At 44.2% G+C, this 17,682-nt stretch carries 15 protein-coding genes; 4 read left to right on the top strand and 11 right to left on the bottom strand.

Annotated elements, in window-relative coordinates; translation table 11 throughout:
• Nucleotides 1-35 precede the first annotated feature (35 nt).
• A complete protein-coding gene (locus tag AAFN85_RS02000; protein WP_347525280.1) occupies nt 36-980 on the top strand; it encodes a hypothetical protein in 945 nt (314 codons plus the stop codon).
• 108 nt (nt 981-1,088) lie between these two features.
• Nucleotides 1,089-1,973 (top strand): PfkB family carbohydrate kinase, encoded by an 885-nt coding sequence (locus tag AAFN85_RS02005; RefSeq protein ID WP_347525281.1) that lies wholly within the window; start codon nt 1,089-1,091, stop codon nt 1,971-1,973.
• Between the two features lie 265 nt (nt 1,974-2,238).
• On the opposite strand, the gene AAFN85_RS02010 is transcribed toward AAFN85_RS02005, so the two are convergent.
• The 8 genes from AAFN85_RS02010 to AAFN85_RS02045 all read right to left on the bottom strand — a co-directional run bounded on the left by AAFN85_RS02010 (nt 2,239) and on the right by AAFN85_RS02045 (nt 10,574).
• A complete protein-coding gene (locus tag AAFN85_RS02010) occupies nt 2,239-3,000 on the bottom strand; it encodes a tetratricopeptide repeat protein (protein WP_347525282.1) in 762 nt (253 codons plus the stop codon).
• 1 nt (nt 3,001) lies between these two features.
• Nucleotides 3,002-4,834: a BatD family protein gene (locus tag AAFN85_RS02015; protein WP_347525283.1), complete on the bottom strand. Its 1,833-nt coding sequence runs from the start codon at nt 4,832-4,834 to the stop codon at nt 3,002-3,004.
• A gap of 23 nt (nt 4,835-4,857) precedes the next feature.
• Complete coding sequence (locus tag AAFN85_RS02020; RefSeq protein WP_347525284.1) at nt 4,858-5,616, bottom strand: tetratricopeptide repeat protein; 759 nt, start codon at nt 5,614-5,616, stop codon at nt 4,858-4,860.
• A complete protein-coding gene (locus tag AAFN85_RS02025; RefSeq protein WP_347525285.1) occupies nt 5,613-6,659 on the bottom strand; it encodes a VWA domain-containing protein in 1,047 nt (348 codons plus the stop codon). The genes AAFN85_RS02020 and AAFN85_RS02025 overlap by 4 nt, the downstream gene beginning before the upstream one ends.
• Nucleotides 6,660-6,663: 4 nt before the next feature.
• Nucleotides 6,664-7,668, bottom strand: a complete 1,005-nt coding sequence (locus AAFN85_RS02030) for a VWA domain-containing protein (RefSeq protein WP_347525286.1) — start codon at nt 7,666-7,668, stop codon at nt 6,664-6,666.
• On the bottom strand, nt 7,665-8,633 hold the full coding sequence (locus AAFN85_RS02035; protein ID WP_347525287.1) for a hypothetical protein: 969 nt from the start codon (nt 8,631-8,633) through the stop codon (nt 7,665-7,667). The genes AAFN85_RS02030 and AAFN85_RS02035 overlap by 4 nt, the downstream gene beginning before the upstream one ends.
• A 6-nt stretch (nt 8,634-8,639) precedes the next feature.
• On the bottom strand, nt 8,640-9,521 hold the full coding sequence (locus AAFN85_RS02040) for a DUF58 domain-containing protein (RefSeq protein WP_347525288.1): 882 nt from the start codon (nt 9,519-9,521) through the stop codon (nt 8,640-8,642).
• A gap of 129 nt (nt 9,522-9,650) precedes the next feature.
• Nucleotides 9,651-10,574 (bottom strand): MoxR family ATPase, encoded by a 924-nt coding sequence (locus AAFN85_RS02045; RefSeq protein ID WP_347525751.1) that lies wholly within the window; start codon nt 10,572-10,574, stop codon nt 9,651-9,653.
• A 667-nt stretch (nt 10,575-11,241) separates the two neighbouring features.
• On the opposite strand from AAFN85_RS02045, the gene AAFN85_RS02050 reads away from it, so the two are divergent.
• Nucleotides 11,242-12,273 (top strand): hypothetical protein, encoded by a 1,032-nt coding sequence (locus tag AAFN85_RS02050; RefSeq protein WP_347525289.1) that lies wholly within the window; start codon nt 11,242-11,244, stop codon nt 12,271-12,273.
• A gap of 283 nt (nt 12,274-12,556) precedes the next feature.
• On the opposite strand, the gene AAFN85_RS02055 is transcribed toward AAFN85_RS02050, so the two are convergent.
• Genes AAFN85_RS02055 through ileS form a run of 3 tightly spaced genes read right to left on the bottom strand, consistent with a single transcriptional unit; the run spans nt 12,557 to nt 16,929 of the window.
• Nucleotides 12,557-13,162 (bottom strand): lipoprotein signal peptidase, encoded by a 606-nt coding sequence (locus AAFN85_RS02055; RefSeq protein WP_347525290.1) that lies wholly within the window; start codon nt 13,160-13,162, stop codon nt 12,557-12,559.
• A complete protein-coding gene (locus AAFN85_RS02060) occupies nt 13,163-13,546 on the bottom strand; it encodes a TraR/DksA C4-type zinc finger protein (RefSeq protein WP_347525291.1) in 384 nt (127 codons plus the stop codon).
• A complete protein-coding gene (gene ileS / locus AAFN85_RS02065) occupies nt 13,546-16,929 on the bottom strand; it encodes an isoleucine--tRNA ligase (protein ID WP_347525292.1) in 3,384 nt (1,127 codons plus the stop codon). The genes AAFN85_RS02060 and ileS overlap by 1 nt, the downstream gene beginning before the upstream one ends.
• A gap of 72 nt (nt 16,930-17,001) precedes the next feature.
• On the opposite strand from ileS, the gene AAFN85_RS02070 reads away from it, so the two are divergent.
• Complete coding sequence (locus AAFN85_RS02070; protein WP_347525293.1) at nt 17,002-17,196, top strand: hypothetical protein; 195 nt, start codon at nt 17,002-17,004, stop codon at nt 17,194-17,196.
• Nucleotides 17,197-17,682: the final 486 nt, after the last annotated feature.

Raw genomic sequence — 17,682 nt, forward strand, 5'->3', positions numbered from 1 at the left:
ATGTTATATATTTATAACGTTTTAAATCTTATTACATGATCAGGTATTTCACCGCGTTTTTATTATCCATAGTAAGTATTACTGCTTATGCCCAGGATGTTTGCACGCAATTAACAAAACTTAAACAGGAATGCTATGGGTTTAAACCCGAAACACTGAACGATGCCCAACAGCAGGCGAAATCGGCACAGTTGGATAAGTTTTGGGAGTTGGCCAAGAGCGATAAAAAATCATCCGTACCCTGCTTAAGGGCGATGATCAAAGCGGAAAATAACGACCCATATTTTTGTTTTGATGCTTCTTCTCTTTTACTTTCCCTGGATGAAAGCGCGGAGAGCCTTGATGCGATTTTGGCAGGGGCTAAAAAAAGTACGCTGGATGGTTTGCAGCTTGAATCCTACCTTCAGTTAAGCTTTTATCTTGGCAAAAAAGGGCTTGATGTTAGCGCGCTTGCCGAAAAACTGATCAGTTACCCTAACGCCCATATTCCTTTAATACAGCATGCTATAACGCTCAATGCCATCGATGCATGCCTTTTCTTGTACAATACCATCGGCGATGCAAAAGCAGAGCAAAGCCTGATCAACACCATCACAAACGGAAATGAAACAGGGCGAAATAACGCTGCGGTTGTTTTAAATCTTATTTCAACAAACCGCGGTGATAGTTTGATCAATAAACTGATAGCTCAAAAACAACTGCCGGATTCGGTTTCGAAATTTATATTGAAAGACAGGGAGAGTTTTACTACAAAAGCAGATTGTAAGGCTACACTAAGCAGGGAAAGCGCGTTACAAAAAGCAAGATCGCAGGGTAATGATGATGAAGATTATATCTGCGCTGCCTCGAAGGCTTTAAAACCCGAAGATGCTGATGCCGTACGTGAGGCCCGTTATAAAACTATCAGGGGACTATCAGACGAAGGCCTGGGGAGATATTTCAGGCTCACTGCTTTATTGATGAACATTCGTCATAAGTAAGTTACGGGTCACAAAACATTAATATCCTTGTACTCCGTTTGGTATTTAGTACTTTTGCTGTTTGCCTTAAATAAGGCTGGTTTTTCATCACCATAAACAGTAAAATTCATGTACGATATTTGTTGCGTTGGGCATTTAACATTAGATAAAGTGGTAACTCCACAAGCGGTAAAACACATGGCGGGGGGCACTTCGTTCTATTTTTCGAACGCTATCCGCAATATGGATGTTAGCTATGTGCTGGTTACCTCACTTGCTTTAAGTGAAATGCCGGTTGTTGAAAAACTGCGCGACAAAGGCATCGAAGTGAACGCCACAACCGGCGGCGAAACCGTTTATTTTGAAAATATCTACTCAGGTAATCAAGACCACCGCACCCAGCGCGTGCTTCAAAAAGCTGATCCTTTTGTTATCGATCAGTTAAACGATGTTGAAGCCAAAGTTTTCCATTTAGGTCCACTATTGGCCGATGATATCTCGACCGAGTTTATCAAAAAGCTATCGCAACATGGTCAGCTTTCGCTTGATGCACAAGGCTACCTGCGCAAAGTAGAAGATAAAAACGTGATCCCGGTTGATTGGCCTGAAAAACGTGAAGCATTACAATACATCACCACGCTTAAAGTTAACGAGCACGAAATGGAAGTGCTTACCGGTATAACCGATATCCACGAAGGTGCTAAAGTATTAAACGATTGGGGTGTTAAGGAAGTGGTTGTAACCCTTGGTAGCATGGGTTCCGTTATTTATGTAGATGGCGTTTACTACACTATCCCGGCCTATAAGCCAACCGAAATTGTTGATGCCACCGGTTGCGGTGATACTTACATGGCAGGTTATTTATTTCAACGTGCAAAAGGCAAAGGTTACCAGGAAGCGGGTGAGTTCGCGGCTGCAATGGCGAGTTTAAATATTCAAACATCGGGCCCTTTTGTGGGTACGGAAGAGGATGTTTTGGAGCTTTTGGCGAGTGATAAAGCGTTTAAAGCCTAAGGGGGCTTGTTGTTTTGTCATTTCGATAGAGCAGTGGGGAAGATAAGTGCGCAGGGGCGAAAGAGAAATCTTGTACGCCCTGTATTGCCGTTATGCAAATCCGCTAAGTATTGCGTAGAAGATTTCTCCTCACGGCCAACATACAGAGCCAGCGCTTGTTCGTCGAAATGACAAGTGGGACAATGAGGTGTCTGAGACGAAGTATGCCTGTTTAAGAAAAGCGACAAACCTTTAGCCTTTTACCTTTATCCTTTCGCCTCAACAATCAAATTTCCTTCGCATCCGAGGCGTTGATCCAACCCTCGCTGCCATTGGCCAGCTTTACCCTCATCCAACCGTTATTATTATCCATTACCTCAACCTTGGTACCATCATGGATCAGGAACAGGTTTTTTGCCATTGGATTAGGCGCGCTTTTCACATTAACCGAATTGCTGAAGATGATAGCGCCATGGTGCCCATCAAAATATTGCTGCTGCCTGTCGGCGGTGAACATGCTGCCTAAGCCTAAAAAAATAATGAGCAATGCCGAGTAAAACGAAGCTTTTTTGATCCCTACCGAATTGGTGAAACGGTAAACTACCAGTAAAGCGAATCCGGTTATCATCAGCAAGATACTTATAACCGCCAGCGTAGTTAACGAAAAACGCAGGATAAACGAATGCCACCAACGGGTGATAAAAAACTCTACAGGGGCTTCTACCTTATCGGTAGTTTTTTGATTGGCAAATTGGATATTAAAATTGATATCCTTATCGCCGGGCGATAGTTTATGGGCTTTTTCGTAATAGAGCAAAGCCGACGGCACATCGTTATTTTTAAAATAAGCATTACCCAGGTTAAAATAAACCAGGGCCGACATGTGGCCATCGTCCACTATCTTCTGGTACGTGGTAATAGCTTCCTTATATTGGCCTTTGGCATATTGCTCGTTGCCTTTTTTTACCTGTGCGTTCAGACTTGCATCGCCAAAAGCCAGTAATGGCATGGCAACTATCATGAACAGGTATATAATGCGTTTTAGCATGTTATATTTTACTTTCAATGTTATTGATCATGGTTTGTGCCTTATCAAACACCTGCTGGCCGGAAATGCCCGATACCGGCGCATAGCGTGCCATCTCGCACATATCCAAAGTATCCAGCATCTCGTTAATGAGGCTTTCATCCAACGAGCGGGCTTTAAGCTCATCGGCAATTTTCTCTCGGTTCAGATCGGCGTAAGGGATATTTAATTTATCGCTCAGGTAACCGTATAACCCGCGGAACAAATCTTCATAAAAGGCTTTGATATCATTTGCAGCCAGGCGTTGTTTTGCTATGGCTAAATGCTTAGCCGCCACTCTGCCGGCCTTGCGGCTTTTGGTACCTACCACGTCGGCATTGTTTTTATCACGCCATTTGCCGTAAACCAATGCGCCTGCAAATCCCAGCGGACCTAAGATCAGCAGGAAATAATAAAGTCCTGAATCATAAAAATCGCTGCCTACTTCATTTAACTCGCTGCCGGTTTTAATGTAGCGGATATCGTTGCTTAGCACTTTAACATCTTGTTTGCCCGCACCAGAAAAGGCGGTTACATTACTGTTATCACCTGTACCTTTGGCAACTTTAACCGGGAAAGCGCGGGTTGTTAGAGTAACATACTTGCCTGTAGCCGGGTTAAAGTACGAGAATTTTATTGGGTCGATAGTATAATCGCCCTGGTGCCTTGGGATCAACAGATAAGTATATCTCCTGCTTCCCGAAGCGCCGTTTTCATTCTCGGTGATGGTATCGGTTACTTTAGGATCGTACTTTTCAAAATCGGGCGGGAAGCTTGGGCTTATTGGCTTTAGCAGTTTTAAGTTGCCTGAGCCGCTTACCTTAAGCTGATAGTTAATAGCATCGTTGGCTTTAATGTCGTTTTTATCAAGTGATGCAGCGATATTAAACTTGCCTACCGCGCCGGTAAAATCAGCCGGTTTGCCTGCCATTGGGAGCGGTTTTACATGGATCACCACGGGCGTACCTTTAATGCGGTATTTTACATCCTCATATCCACCAAAAAATGCATCGAATGGATCGCCCGATGACGATGCTGCCTGTTGCCTGATCACGAAGTTCATGATAGCAGGTTCGATAGTGATATCGCCCTCATGCTCGGGGAACAGGATAGTTTTCTTGATATCGGTGACGTTATATCTTACGCCATTCAATATCTCGGTGCGCCATTGGGCGTTGGGATTATTGTTTTTGATCTCCTGGCTGTAAAAACTGTTCAGATCAGGTATTTTTTCTGGTTCGCCATTTACAATAGGAACACGGGTGTACAACCGGAGGTTCATCATGATCTGCTGACCAAGGTACACTGTAGATTTATCCACAGACGTTTTCAGGAACAAAGCTTTCGAAATGTCCTTTACCCGGCCGCGTTGCATATTCCGCTCATCAGGTTCACTACCCCTTTGCTGTTGTTGCTGCTGACCGCTGCCCTGATTATTGCTTCCCGACCCCTTAACCACTTTTATTTTAATAGGCGCCGAACTGTAAGTTCTGCCGCCCGAAACAATAGAAGCCGGCCCAATGGTAAAATCGCCCTCTTTGTTGGCAACCAGCGCGTAACCATAGCCCATACTTGCGGTGGTAACCCCGTTTATCATGGATACGCTGTTGGATACATTGGGGCCGCCAACTACCTGGAAGCCCGTAAATGTTGGAGGGGCAAAACGTTCGCCGTTGGCATTGATGGAGAAATTTATTTCAAATATCTCGCCTGCGCCTACGGTTGTTCTATCTACTGTTGCCACAAACTTTACCTGCGCAAAGGCCAGGGTTGAGCAAAATAGCAGCAGTGTTAATATGGATAGTTTAATTTTCATTAGTATGTGCAAAACAACAAAGATTACCAGTCTTTTGAAATAGGGACTTTGGCACCTTTTAATTTTTTATTCTTCAGCTTTTCCTGGGTCTGCTTTTCATCATTGTTTAAAGCATCAAGCATGTTTTGGGCATCATTTTTTGAGAGCTGATTAGGCTGTTGCCCCTGTTGCTGCTGATCTTTCTGATCCTGGTTTTGCTTGTTCTGGTCCTGCTTGTTTTTGTCCTGGTCTTTCTTGTCCTTGTCGCTCTTATCTTTATTCTTGTCGTCCTGGTTCTTGTTGTCTTTATTTTTGTCCTTATCCTTGTTTTTGTCTTTGCCGCCCCCACCGCCGCCGCCTTTGTTTTTGTCTTGCTGGTTTTTCAGCATTTTTTGGGCATAGGCAAGGTTGTAACGGGTTTCGTCATCTTTAGGGTTGTTCAACAAGGCTTTTTTGTAAGCATCGATACTTTCCGGGTACTTTTTCTCAGTTAAAAATGAGTTGCCTACGTTGTGAAAAGCGCCTGCTTTCGCGTTTTTATCGCTGGTGCCGTTGGCTATTTTATTGAACAGGTTACTCGCGTCACCATATTTTTTCTGCTTGAACATGGCATCGGCAAGGTTAAAATTACCCTCGAGGGTTTTGGCTTGTTTGCCTGTTGCCTGGCGGTAGGCTGCTTCGGCTTCTTTATATTTTTTTTGCTGGTAAAGCTCATTACCCTGTTTAATGAACTTTTTTTCCTGCTGGGCAAACGTTAATGAAGCCTGCAGCACTATAATGATGGCTATGATATATTGCTTCATGGTTGTTTTACTTCAACTTCAAATAATTTGATTTTGCTGAGGCGCATGTTTTTACGGTTGGAGATGAAAAACTCTACCAGTAGCAGTACAAAAGTGATGGCCAGGAAAAACTGGAACCTATCCTCAAAATCTTTAAATTGCTTGGTATCGGTCATTTTGCGCTGTACTTTGGCAATCTGGTCCATCACTATGTTCAACCCGCTATTGGCGTTGTTTGCACGTACATAAACGCCTTTGCCGGCTTCTGAAATTTCCTTACCCATAGCCTCGTTAAGCTTACTCACCACTGGGCGGCCGGTGCTATCGTTATGAAAGCCGACCTGCTTTCCGTTCTGTAAAATAGGGATCGGCGCGCCCTCTTCCGAACCAACACCAACCACATTCACCGTAACGCCTTTTGATAACGCGTATTTGGCGGCAGCTACAGCATCATCCTCGTGGTTTTCACCATCGGTAATAATGATCATGGATTTACCGGTGCCGTTCTTAAAATCGAACGATTGTAAACCCAAGCTTATCGCCGCACCAATGGCGGTACCTTGGGTAGGCACCATATCGGTATTGATGGTATTCAGGAACAGCTTAGCTGCCGCATAATCGGTAGTAACGGGCAGCTGTACATAAGCCTGGCCTGCGAATACGATGATGCCGATACGGTCATCGTGCAGTTTATCTATCAGCTGGGCTAATGCACGTTTAGCGTTCTCCAGGCGGTTAGGAGCAAGATCCTGCGCCAGCATACTGTTGGATACGTCGAGCAGGATCATCAGGTCGGCGCCTTTGCGTTTTACATCTTCGGTTTTTGAACCCAGTTGAGGGTCGGCAATACCGATGATCAGGATGGCGTAGGCCAAAATGAAAAAGATGAACTTAATGGTTGGGCGCGAGTGCGAAACTTGTGGTATCATCTGGGCCACCACATCCTTATTACCCAACGAGGCAATGGCTTTGCGTTTCCACCAGGCAACCCTCAAAAAGATAAAGAGCAGCAGCGGAATGGCAAGCAATCCCCATAAATATTCTGTATTTGCAAAACGTAGCATGCTGTTATGTTATAGCCCCTTTAAGCAGGGTGTTTTTGGTTAAAAACTCCAATGATAAAAGTGCCAGTGCGATAATGGCGAACGGCAAAAAGCGCTCGGTTTTTTTGCGGTACTGGGTAACATCTATCTTGGCTTTTTCCAGTCTGTCAATCTGTTCGTAAATATCTTTCAAGGCATTGTTATTGGTAGCCCTGAAATATTTGCCGCCGGTAATGCTGGCAATTTTGCTTAGCGTGCCCTCGTCAATATCCACTTTCATGCGTTGGTATTGTACGCCCATTGGGGTTTGAACAGGGTAGGGGGCAAAGCCGTTGGTACCGATGCCTACGGTATAAACCCTCACGTTAAACTGTTTGGCGATCTCCGCAGCGGTGATAGGAGGGATTGAACCCGAATTGTTAGATCCATCGGTAAGCAGGATCACTACTTTACTTTTGGCTTCGCTATCTTTTAAGCGGTTAACGGCAGTGGCTAAACCCATGCCAATGGCGGTACCGTCCTCAATCATTCCGTTTTTGATATCGGCATACAAATTCACCAACACCGAGTGATCGATAGTAAGCGGGCACTGCGTAAAGCTTTCTCCACTAAAAACCACCAGACCGATCCTGTCATTAGGGCGGTTCTGGATAAAATCGATAGCGATATTTTTACCTGCTTCGAGCCTGTTGGGCTTAAAATCTTCAGCCAGCATACTGCCCGAAATATCTGAAGCGATCACAATATCGATACCCTCGGTAGTAGTATCCTGCCAACTTAACGATGTTTGCGGTCTTGCTAATGCAACGACCAACGCGGCCAGTGCCAACGAACGCAACACAATACCCAAATGCCTGAAACGCGGCAAGGCGCTTTTTGTGATCATGGCAAAACCACGGATGGTTGGCATGGTCATGTTGGCGTTTAACTGTTTCTGTTTCCAGATGTACCAACCCACAATAAGCGGGATGCTGAGAAACAGCCAGAAAAAACCCGGATGCGCAAATTCTATTCCTTTAAACCAGATCATTTAGCTTCATCCTCCTTTGTATCGGTTGGCCTTAAGTAAGATTGTGTATCCTTAACAAAGTTAACCGCGTTTTCCATGCTCTTTTCGTTTTCAAAAGATGTAGGTTTCTCTTTAGCGAATTTCACCATGTCCGACAGGATAAGTAACTGCCTCAACAAATTCCTGTCTTCGCTGGCAATATCCATGGTTTTCAGGCTGGCGAAGATCTCTTCGGATGTTTGCTCTAGTGCCTGGATGTTGTAGCGTTGCTCCAGGTAATCGCGCACAACATCGCTTATTTCAATGTAATAAGCTTTAACCTGATCCTGCTGCCAAAGCTGTTTGCCTTTTATCTCGTCCAGTTTCTCGAGGGCGATAACGTGTGGCGGTTTTATTACCTTTGGCTCTTCTGCAATCACTTCTTTTTTAGGACGTTTAAGCAGGTAATACACTACGCCGCCTGTTGCCGCCATGGCTGCTAAAACTCCCAAAACCAGTTTCCAGTTGTCGCGCAGCCAATCCCAGAAATTGTACTTGATGGCCAGTGGCTGTTTAATATTATAAAACGCCTTGGTGGTATCAACAGCAACCGTTTTAACATCCAGTATCAATGAATCGGTTTGCATTACGCCAACCGGCAATTTAAACGCGTACGACGGGATGGTGTACGTACCACTATCAAAAGCTGTAATATTGTAGTGGCGGGTTATGGTTTCGATAGAGTTATCAACCTTATCAAATGCAGTATCGGCCTTAAAACCACCTGCTATTTTGATTTTGCCAATGCTATCAGCCAGCTTAGGAAAGCCAATGCTATCCTTAACGCGGAAACGGACGCTTAAGTGAAGCTGGGTTTGCTCGCCAATTAATATGGATTGTTTGGTGAGCGCGGCCCTTGGCCCTAAAGCTTCTTGTGCACTGGATGTTTGGTGAAAGCCTGCAAGCGAAACCAATACAGTTAGGGTATATTTAATGTACCTGTTCATGATGTATTAACGGCGGCCTTCGCGTTTTTTAAATAGTGTCATTAATGGTTTTACGTATGATTCGTGCGTACCGATGTTGGTATAATCAACGCCCGACCGTTTAAAGGTATCCTGCAAGGCGGCGTTCCGTTTTACTGCATCCCATTTAAAGGCTTCGCGTACGGCTTTATCGCCGGTGTTTACCCACATAATTTGCCCGCTTTCTTCGTCCTTCATCGGGATGAGGCCCAGGTTAGGGAACTCTTCCTCGTGCTTATCATACAACTTAAGGGCGATGATATCATGCTTTTTATTGGCGATCTTGATCTCGTTCTCAAACTCGGGCGTGATAAAATCTGATATGATAAAGGCAGTGCTTCTCTTTTTAATGGCACCGGTAAAATATTTCAAGGCTTCGGCTACGTTAGTACCTTTATTTTCAGGCTCAAAATTGATCAGCTCACGAATGATCATCAAAATATGACTGCGGCCTTTTTTGGGCGGGATAAACTTTTCAATTTTATCGCTGAAAAATATCACGCCCACCTTATCGTTATTCTGGATAGCCGAAAATGCCAGTACCGCGCAAAGCTCCACAGCCAGTTCCTGCTTTTGCTGGTTTTGTGTGCCGAAGTATTCAGAACCGCTCACATCCATCAAAATCATTACAGTAAGCTCGCGCTCCTCTTCAAATACTTTTACGTAGGGTTGGTTAAAGCGGGCGGTCACGTTCCAGTCGATAGTACGGATCTCGTCGCCTATCTGGTATTCGCGCACCTCGCTAAAGGCCATACCGCGCCCCTTAAAAGCCGAATGATACTCGCCCGAAAACAGGTGATTGCTCAACCCGCGGGTTTTGATCTCGATCTTCCTTACCTTTTTTAGCAGATCTTTGGTGTCTTTAGCCATAAGCCCTATAGCCCCTCTAAATCGCTCCGCCTGCTGGCGGAAGATTTTTAAAAATCATTGTTATAAATCAATACTATTCGCCCTGTTCTTAAAGCCCTCTTCCTACCGGAGAGGGTTTGGGAGGGGCTATTACGGTACCTCAACCGCGTTCAATATCGCTGTGATGATATCCTCGCTGGTGATGTTCTCTGCTTCTGCCTCATAGCTCAAGCCTACACGATGTCTTAACACATCATGACAAACAGCACGCACATCTTCAGGAATTACATAACCACGGCGTTTAATAAAGGCATAAGCTTTTGATGCCAGCGCCAAACTGATACTTGCCCTTGGCGATGCGCCGAAGGTAATCAGCGTTTTGTATTTGGCCAGCTTAAACTGATCTGGGAAACGGGTAGCGAAAACGATATCAATAATATACTGCTCTATCTTCTCATCCATATAAACCTCGCGCACTATTTGGCGGGCTTTAATGATCTCTTCCGGCTTGATGATAGCGTTCGGTTTGCCCATGCCCGATGGCGAAATGTTGGCGCGCATGATCTTTTTCTCATCCTCTTTGTTAGGATATTTGATCACTACCTTCAACATAAAACGGTCAACCTGGGCCTCTGGCAGTGGGTATGTACCTTCCTGCTCAATAGGGTTTTGGGTTGCCAGTACCAGGAACGGATCGGGCAGTTTATAGGTGGTATCACCAATAGTTACCTGGCGCTCCTGCATGGCTTCGAGCAAGGCACTTTGTACTTTGGCAGGTGCACGGTTAATCTCATCGGCCAAAACAAAGTTTGAGAAGATAGGGCCTTTACGCACAATGAACTCTTCCTTTTTCTGGTTGTAGATCATGGTACCCAGCACGTCGGCAGGTAGCAAGTCGGGCGTAAACTGGATACGGCTAAAATCGGCCTGGATGGCCCTTGCCAGCGTATTGATGGCTAATGTTTTTGCCAAACCCGGTACACCTTCCAATAAAATGTGCCCGTTGGCTAATAAACCGATCAATAAACGCTCAACCATGTAACGCTGACCAACTATCACTTTATCCATCTCCATAATGAGCAGATCGATAAAGGCACTTTCGCGTTGGATCATTTCATTCAGCGCCCTGATATCGGTTGAATACGATACGGGGGCTGCCGGAGCGGCCGATGAAGCGCCGCCTGTATAGCTATTTTGTTCTTCCATTAATTTTTTTCGTTTCGGTAGGCAAACTTAAACACACGTTCAGTTTTTCGCCAACTAAAAATTTAGCTCAAATGTTAAAAATTGTTAAATACTAATGTATTGCGGTCCGGTTATCTGTTTAACACTCATTAAGTTTGGTGAAAATTGTTAAATCCGGCCCTTTCAAATCCCCAAGATACGCTATTTAAGCGCTTTTGATGTAATTAAACGTGATTTGGTTGGTTTTATTGGGAGGGAGATGACCAGCGCTCGCTGCAAACGAACGCGATACCGTGATGCATTCAAAGCGTATATACATGTTCGATACTTTCCAAACGGATTTTGGCTAAAGCCACTTTTCGCTTTCGATATTAATCCGTCGGTTAAAACCGACGGCAATGAAATTATAGTTGATTCTGGTTTTCTTCATTGCCGTTGGTTTTAACCAACGGTTTTTAATAGGTAAGAAAGTGGGCTTTAGCCCAAATTCGCTTTGCTGGTCTTAGATTGATATCATGTTTATTCCCTAATTTTAAACCATATCACCCAACCCGATATGCAAAAAATAAAATCGCTGATCGCATTAGCTATTATTCTTTTCACTATAAGAGTAACCCATGCGCAAAGTATCTACAAAAATATCCCGCTGCCCAAAGCCATAGCCGGTGTTAACGAAGAATTTTCGGGTATGACCATCTATGGCAACCGCCTTTACCTCGAACCTCAATACGGGGATCATAAGGAAATTAAATTAGATGGGGTATTTAATTTATACAGCATCCTTACGGATAGCATTAGCCGGGTGATAGATAATAGGGATACTTCGCTTACTGCATATCGTACCATTAGTGTGAAAAACTTAAACTTGCTACCAGATTCTGTAAAAGCAAATTATGAGGGGTTTGAGGCAATAAGCATAGTCAATAACACGGTTTTTCTTTCTATCGAAACTGATGATAAATACGCATACTGCTTTTTGCTGAAAGGTAAACTTGACACTATTAAAAATGAAGTAGTAGTCGATCCAACGCATTTTATTTCCCTGCGCAGATATCCATCCATCAGCAATGCCGGTTTTGAGGCTGTTACTTATCTGCCGAAAGAAAATAAATTGCTGGCTTATTATGAGTTTAATGCTATGCCCAAAGGCGGCTGCGGATACCTGATCGATACTTCATTTAATGAAACTCCGGAGCAGATAAAAACTCCCTTTTTATATTTCAGGCTGACGGATAATGCTGCCGCAGATGATGGCCGCGTTTATGGCATCAACTATTTTTGGAATGGGGATTATAATAGTTATCTGAATAACGATTGGGTAAAATCGCCGGAAGCATCGATAGGTAAAGCCATCCCTGAATTGGGGGAGAAGCTGAAAACCGATGCGGATTATTTGAAAAAAAATACTTACGCTGTTATTGTTATGCTGGATAACTCTAAAAGCCGTAAATGGAAGTACGTACGCTCATTTGATGGGTTTAAGAATAATTGGGAGGGGATAGCGCTGTTTAAAAAAGGTGCACTGGTGGTTACAGATGCCAACCGGAGTAGTAAGCAGGTTTGCAGGTTGGTTTATGTGGATTTTTAAAAATATAAAACTACCGTCATCCCGAATTTATTTCGGGATCCCACAGGACAGGCCACTTTGCTTAGCACGGTGGCTACTTAGCGAGTGGGGTGCTGAAACAAGTTCAGCATGACATAATTAAAAATCCGGGTCATGCTGAGCCTGTTGAAGTATGGTGGGGAGGGGCTCTACGCGCGACCCTTTGACAAGCTCAGGGTGACAGGCCCTCGCTCTTTTTTCGGTGGAATTATCCAACAAAAAAAGCCGCTCATCGCGGCTTTTTATATATCAGGTTTATAATAAATTATTCTTCAACCATCTCGCTGTTAGGGCTGGCTACTTCGGGGTGTTCGTGTTTGAAATAGCGTTTTTGATATAGTAATATCATGCTAACGCCCACGCAGATCGAGGCATCGGCAAGATTAAATACCGGCCTGAAAAACTCGAAACTTTGCCCGGCCCAAAACGGAAACCATGATGGGTATGTGCCCCTGAGCAGCGGGAAGTAGAACATATCTATCACCCGGCCGTGAAATATCGGCGCGTATTTATACATCAGTCCGTAAAAGGTGGAATCGATGATGTTACCTGTAGCACCAGCCAGGATCAGGGCCACATTCATGATGAGGCCGCGATGGTATTTGTGTTTTATTAAAAAAATGAGGGTGTAAATTATACCGGCAACCGCAACAATACGGAAAAGTGTTAAAGCAAGCTTGCCCGTATCTCCGCCCCATTCCATCCCGAAGGCCATACCGTTATTTTCGGTGTAGTGCAGCATACCACGGTTGCCCAGAAAGCGGATCTCTTCCTGGAGTTGCATGTGTTGGTGCACCCAGGTTTTAATGGCCTGGTCGGCAAGGATAATGAAGGCGGCTGTAAGAAAAGGTTTGGTATAAGCAGCCTTCATTTATTGCTTTAATTTAGCTTCCATAGAGAGGGTGGTGTGCGGTACTGCACGTAAACGCTCTTTAGGGATCAGTTTGCCGGTTTCGCGACAAACACCGTAGGTTTTGTTTTCAATACGCACCAACGCGGCTTCCAACTGCTCAATAAATTTTTTCTGGCGGGCAGCCAACTGGTTGATCTGCTCTTTTTCGAGCGTGGCCGAGCCATCTTCTAATGTTTTGTAAGTACCGGCAGTATCGTCGGTACCGTTAGCATTTGGCGAACTTAATGACGTAGCCAATGAGTTTAACTCTTCGCGGGCAATACGCATTTTATCCAGGATGATCCCTTTAAATTCTTGCAGGTCAGCTTCAGAGTATCTGGTTTTTTCTTGTTCTGGTTTCATTATACTTTACTAATAGCGATCAATATTTCTTGTTCATCAATTGTAACAGGTTCGCCCTCGGTTAACTCGTTGTTAAGCTGTATGTTATCTGCTAAAATTTCGGCGCAAATATAGGATAAGTTGTTTTTCACTGCTTCGCCTAAAAAATTGGCGTTGCTGATGCTTACGTTTATCCTGTCGGTTACTTCAAATTCCTTAGCCTTACGCAGGTTTTGGATACGGTTGATCAACTCGCGCGAGATGCCTTCCTGTTTCAATTCGTTGGATATGGTAACATCTAAAGCCACAGTTAGTTTTCCTAAATTTGCAACCTGCCATCCGGGCACGTCTTCGGCTATGATCTCCACATCGGCAACCTGTATCTCATACTTACCATCCAACACGCCCATATTGCCATTTGCCTCTAAAGCCGAGATATCATCTTGTGTAAAATTGTTGATAGCTTCGGCAACGGCTTTCATATCCTTACCCACTTTTTGGCCTAAAGCTTTAAAGTTTGGCTTGATCTTCTTTTTGATAAAGCCGGCGGTATCGGTAATGTACTCAATATCTTTGATGTTGGTTTCAGACAGTATAAGGTCTTTAACCTGCTCAACGTGTAATTTAAAGCTTTTATCCAGTATTGGCAACAAAATTTTGCTCAATGGCTGGCGTACGTTGATATTCACCTTTTTACGTAACGATAAGGTTAACGATGAGATATCCTGTGCCAACTGCATACGCTCTTCAAGCTCGGCATCAACCAGCGCGCTGTTATACTCGGGGAAGTAAGCCAAATGAACTGATTCAAACGGCTCTTTACCGGTAACGGCGTTGAGATCGCAATATAACCTATCAGCAAAGAACGGCGCAACCGGCGACATTAACTTGCTGATAGCGATCAAGCAGGTATATAGTGTTTGGTAAGCTGATAGCTTATCTTCCGAATCGTCTGATTTCCAGAAACGGCGACGGCTTAAGCGAATAAACCAGTTGCTGAAATGCACATCCACAAATTCCTGGATAGCACGGGTGGCTTTGGTTGGCTCAAAATCGGCATAATAACCATCAACCTCTTTGCTTAGGGTATTTAACAGCGAAATGATCCAACGGTCAATCTCCGGGCGTTTGCCAATCTCGATCTCAGGCTCGCTGTACGTGAACTTATCGATGTTGGCATAGAGCGTGAAGAACGAGTAGGTGTTGTGCAACGTGCCAAAAAACTTACGCCTTACTTCGTCAATGCCTTCTTCATTAAATTTAAGGTTATCCCATGGCGACGCGTTGCTGATCATATACCAGCGGGCAGCATCGGCACCATATTGTTCGATAGTAGTGAACGGATCAACAGCATTGCCTAAACGTTTAGACATTTTGTTACCGTTTTTATCCAATACCAGGCCGTTGGATACTACGTTTTTAAACGAGATACCTTTATTGCCAACCTGCTCGTTAATGGTTTTGATCTCGTCGCTGGCTTCGCTTAGCATTACGGCTATGGCGTGCAGTGTAAAGAACCAGCCGCGGGTTTGGTCAACACCTTCGGCAATGAAATCTGCCGGGTAAGCATTTTTAAATTCTTCCTGGCCTTCAAAAGGGAAATGCCATTGTGCGTAAGGCATAGCACCCGAATCGAACCAAACGTCGATCAGATCCGGCTCGCGGAACATTTTGTTACCGGTTGATGACACTAAAACCACATCATCAACATACGGGCGGTGCATATCTTCCAACACAAAACCTTCGGGCATAAAGCCTGCTTTGATCGATTTTTCGATCTCAGCATTCAGCTCGGCAATTGAACCAATGCAAATTTCTTCGGCACCGGTTTCCTCACGCCAGATAGGTAGCGGGGTACCCCAGTAGCGCGAACGCGAAAGGTTCCAGTCAACCAAATTTTCCAGCCAGTTACCGAAACGGCCTGTACCGGTCGATTCCGGTTTCCAGTTGATGGTTTTGTTTAACTCCACCATTTTATCCTTCACGGCGGTGGTGCGGATAAACCAGCTATCGAGCGGATAATATAATATCGGCTCGTCGCTGCGCCATGAGTGCGGGTAGCTGTGCTCGTATTTTTTAACGTCGAACGCGCGGTTCTCGGTTTTTAATTTGATCGAGATGAGTACGTCGGTTGGTTTAAACCCTTCTTCGGCACGCTCGGCCTCGGTGTAGTATTCTTCTTTAACATAACGACCGGCATAATCGGTAACCTCATCCACAAAACGACCTTGTTTGTTTACAAGCGGTACTTCTTTGCCGTTTTCGTCTTTTACCAGTACCGATGGTACGTTGTTTTCCTTACAGGCCCGGAAGTCATCAGCGCCAAATATCGATGCGGTGTGAACTATACCGGTACCATCTTCGGTAGTAACAAAGTCGGCCGGGATAACGCGGAAAGCGTTTTGCTCCAGATCGGCATTGGTTACATACGGCATCAACTGCTCGTAGTGAATGCCTACCAGCTGACTGCCTTTTACTTCAGCCTCAATTTTCCATGGGATGATCTTGTCGCCGCCTTTATAATCGGCAAACGACGCGTTCTCGCCATCGGCTTTAAAATATTTTTTTACCAGGTCTTTAGCCAATACTACACAAACCGGCAGGTAGGTGTAAGGGTTAAAGGTGCTGATCTTAGCGTAAGTAATCTCTTCGCCAACAGCCAGAGCACAGTTTGATGGCAAAGTCCATGGCGTGGTTGTCCAGGCCAGGATAAATACTTCGGTATCTATGCCATTAAACAAAAACTCCGAATCGCCATCGCGTTTAACTTTAAACTGCGCGGTAATGGTAGTATCCTTCACCATTTTGTAGGTGCCCGGCTGGTTCAGCTCGTGCGAGCTAAGGCCCGTGCCCGATTTTGGTGAATATGGCTGTACGGTGTAGCCTTTATACAGCATGTCTTTATTATGCAGCTGTTTCAGGATCCACCAAAGGCTTTCAATGTATTCGTTTTTGTAGGTGATGTACGGATCGTTCAGGTCAACCCAATAACCCATTTTTTCGGTCAGGTCGTTCCAAACATCGGTATAGCGCATTACCTCCTTGCGGCAGGCATCGTTATAATCTTTAACGCTTATTTTTTTGCCAATGTCATCTTTGGTAATGCCCAAAGCTTTCTCTACAGCAAGCTCAATAGGCAAACCATGGGTATCCCAGCCGCCTTTGCGTTTTACCTGGTAACCTTTAAGGGTTTTGTAACGGCAAAAAATATCTTTAATAGAGCGCGCCATTACGTGGTGAATACCGGGCATACCGTTGGCGCTCGGCGGGCCTTCATAAAAAGTATATGGGTTACCGGCCGGACGACTGGTGATGCTTTTTTCGAAGATATTTTTCTGTTTCCAGAAGTCCAGTATCTCTTTGCCTGTTTGCGATAAGTTTAACTGCTTATATTCCTTGTACATCTATTATTTCACCTCGTTTTTAAGAGGTTGCAAAAATACAGAATTAAAAAATGATTTTTTTAATTTAGGCCGATGAAAAATAAAGCAAAACGCTCTGTTTATCTTTTATTAATAGGCACCATACTTTTTTCGGCCGGAATGGCTATCCCAAGCGGCCCCTCCGAGAAATGGGACGACTACGCGCGGGGCGCAGGACTCGGCTTATTCATTGCCGGTTTTATCGGTTTGTTTACCTGGTTGCTTGATGTGGTGAGGGAGAATAAGTAGTCAGAACCGGGATTTACAGAATTTTAGGATTTTCAGAATCTAATGTCGGTCATCGAGTGTGTTGTCTGAACTCGAATTTGGGGGAATTATAAGAATTTATTGAATTTGCTTAGCTTTCTGTTAATTCAATAAATTTCATAAAATTCGAGTTCAGACATAAAAAGTCAGCGAAATCAACGTAATCAAAAAAACCGACGGTTTATATTATAGACGCAGCTATTCTATTCTCTAAAATAAATTACCTGTTTAAACACTAAAACTTAAGGAGATACGTTAGTAATAAGGCTAAAAAATAAAAGCCTCCTTGCACTCGCTGCTTGGAGGCTTTAAACCTAAACCTTATCACAAATCAAGGTGGTAACCTTGTATTGAAATAGCTGCAAATCTAATACATGGATTATTAAAATCAAAAAAAAACCGACGAATGGATGCAATGAATCGATAGATTGGCAAAAATTATCATTTTTCGTTCAAAAATTTCTAAAA

Origin of the sequence: Mucilaginibacter sp. CAU 1740, assembly GCF_039839285.1 — a bacterium.
GTDB lineage: Bacteria > Bacteroidota > Bacteroidia > Sphingobacteriales > Sphingobacteriaceae > Mucilaginibacter.

Excerpts from the sequence above, each read along its gene's own strand:
- AAFN85_RS02010 (WP_347525282.1), bottom strand. The coding sequence starts at position 3,000 with ATGCTAAAACGCATTATATACCTGTTCATGATAGTTGCCATGCCATTA.
- AAFN85_RS02055 (WP_347525290.1), bottom strand. The coding sequence starts at position 13,162 with ATGAAGGCTGCTTATACCAAACCTTTTCTTACAGCCGCCTTCATTATC.
- ileS (WP_347525292.1), bottom strand. The coding sequence starts at position 16,929 with ATGTACAAGGAATATAAGCAGTTAAACTTATCGCAAACAGGCAAAGAG.
- AAFN85_RS02025 (WP_347525285.1), bottom strand. The coding sequence starts at position 6,659 with ATGCTACGTTTTGCAAATACAGAATATTTATGGGGATTGCTTGCCATT.
- AAFN85_RS02060 (WP_347525291.1), bottom strand. The coding sequence starts at position 13,546 with ATGAAACCAGAACAAGAAAAAACCAGATACTCTGAAGCTGACCTGCAA.
- AAFN85_RS02020 (WP_347525284.1), bottom strand. The coding sequence starts at position 5,616 with ATGAAGCAATATATCATAGCCATCATTATAGTGCTGCAGGCTTCATTA.
- AAFN85_RS02050 (WP_347525289.1), top strand. The coding sequence starts at position 11,242 with ATGCAAAAAATAAAATCGCTGATCGCATTAGCTATTATTCTTTTCACT.
- AAFN85_RS02005 (WP_347525281.1), top strand. The coding sequence starts at position 1,089 with ATGTACGATATTTGTTGCGTTGGGCATTTAACATTAGATAAAGTGGTA.
- AAFN85_RS02035 (WP_347525287.1), bottom strand. The coding sequence starts at position 8,633 with ATGAACAGGTACATTAAATATACCCTAACTGTATTGGTTTCGCTTGCA.
- AAFN85_RS02030 (WP_347525286.1), bottom strand. The coding sequence starts at position 7,668 with ATGATCTGGTTTAAAGGAATAGAATTTGCGCATCCGGGTTTTTTCTGG.
- AAFN85_RS02000 (WP_347525280.1), top strand. The coding sequence starts at position 36 with ATGATCAGGTATTTCACCGCGTTTTTATTATCCATAGTAAGTATTACT.
- AAFN85_RS02015 (WP_347525283.1), bottom strand. The coding sequence starts at position 4,834 with ATGAAAATTAAACTATCCATATTAACACTGCTGCTATTTTGCTCAACC.
- AAFN85_RS02070 (WP_347525293.1), top strand. The coding sequence starts at position 17,002 with ATGAAAAATAAAGCAAAACGCTCTGTTTATCTTTTATTAATAGGCACC.
- AAFN85_RS02045 (WP_347525751.1), bottom strand. The coding sequence starts at position 10,574 with ATGGAGATGGATAAAGTGATAGTTGGTCAGCGTTACATGGTTGAGCGT.
- AAFN85_RS02040 (WP_347525288.1), bottom strand. The coding sequence starts at position 9,521 with ATGGCTAAAGACACCAAAGATCTGCTAAAAAAGGTAAGGAAGATCGAG.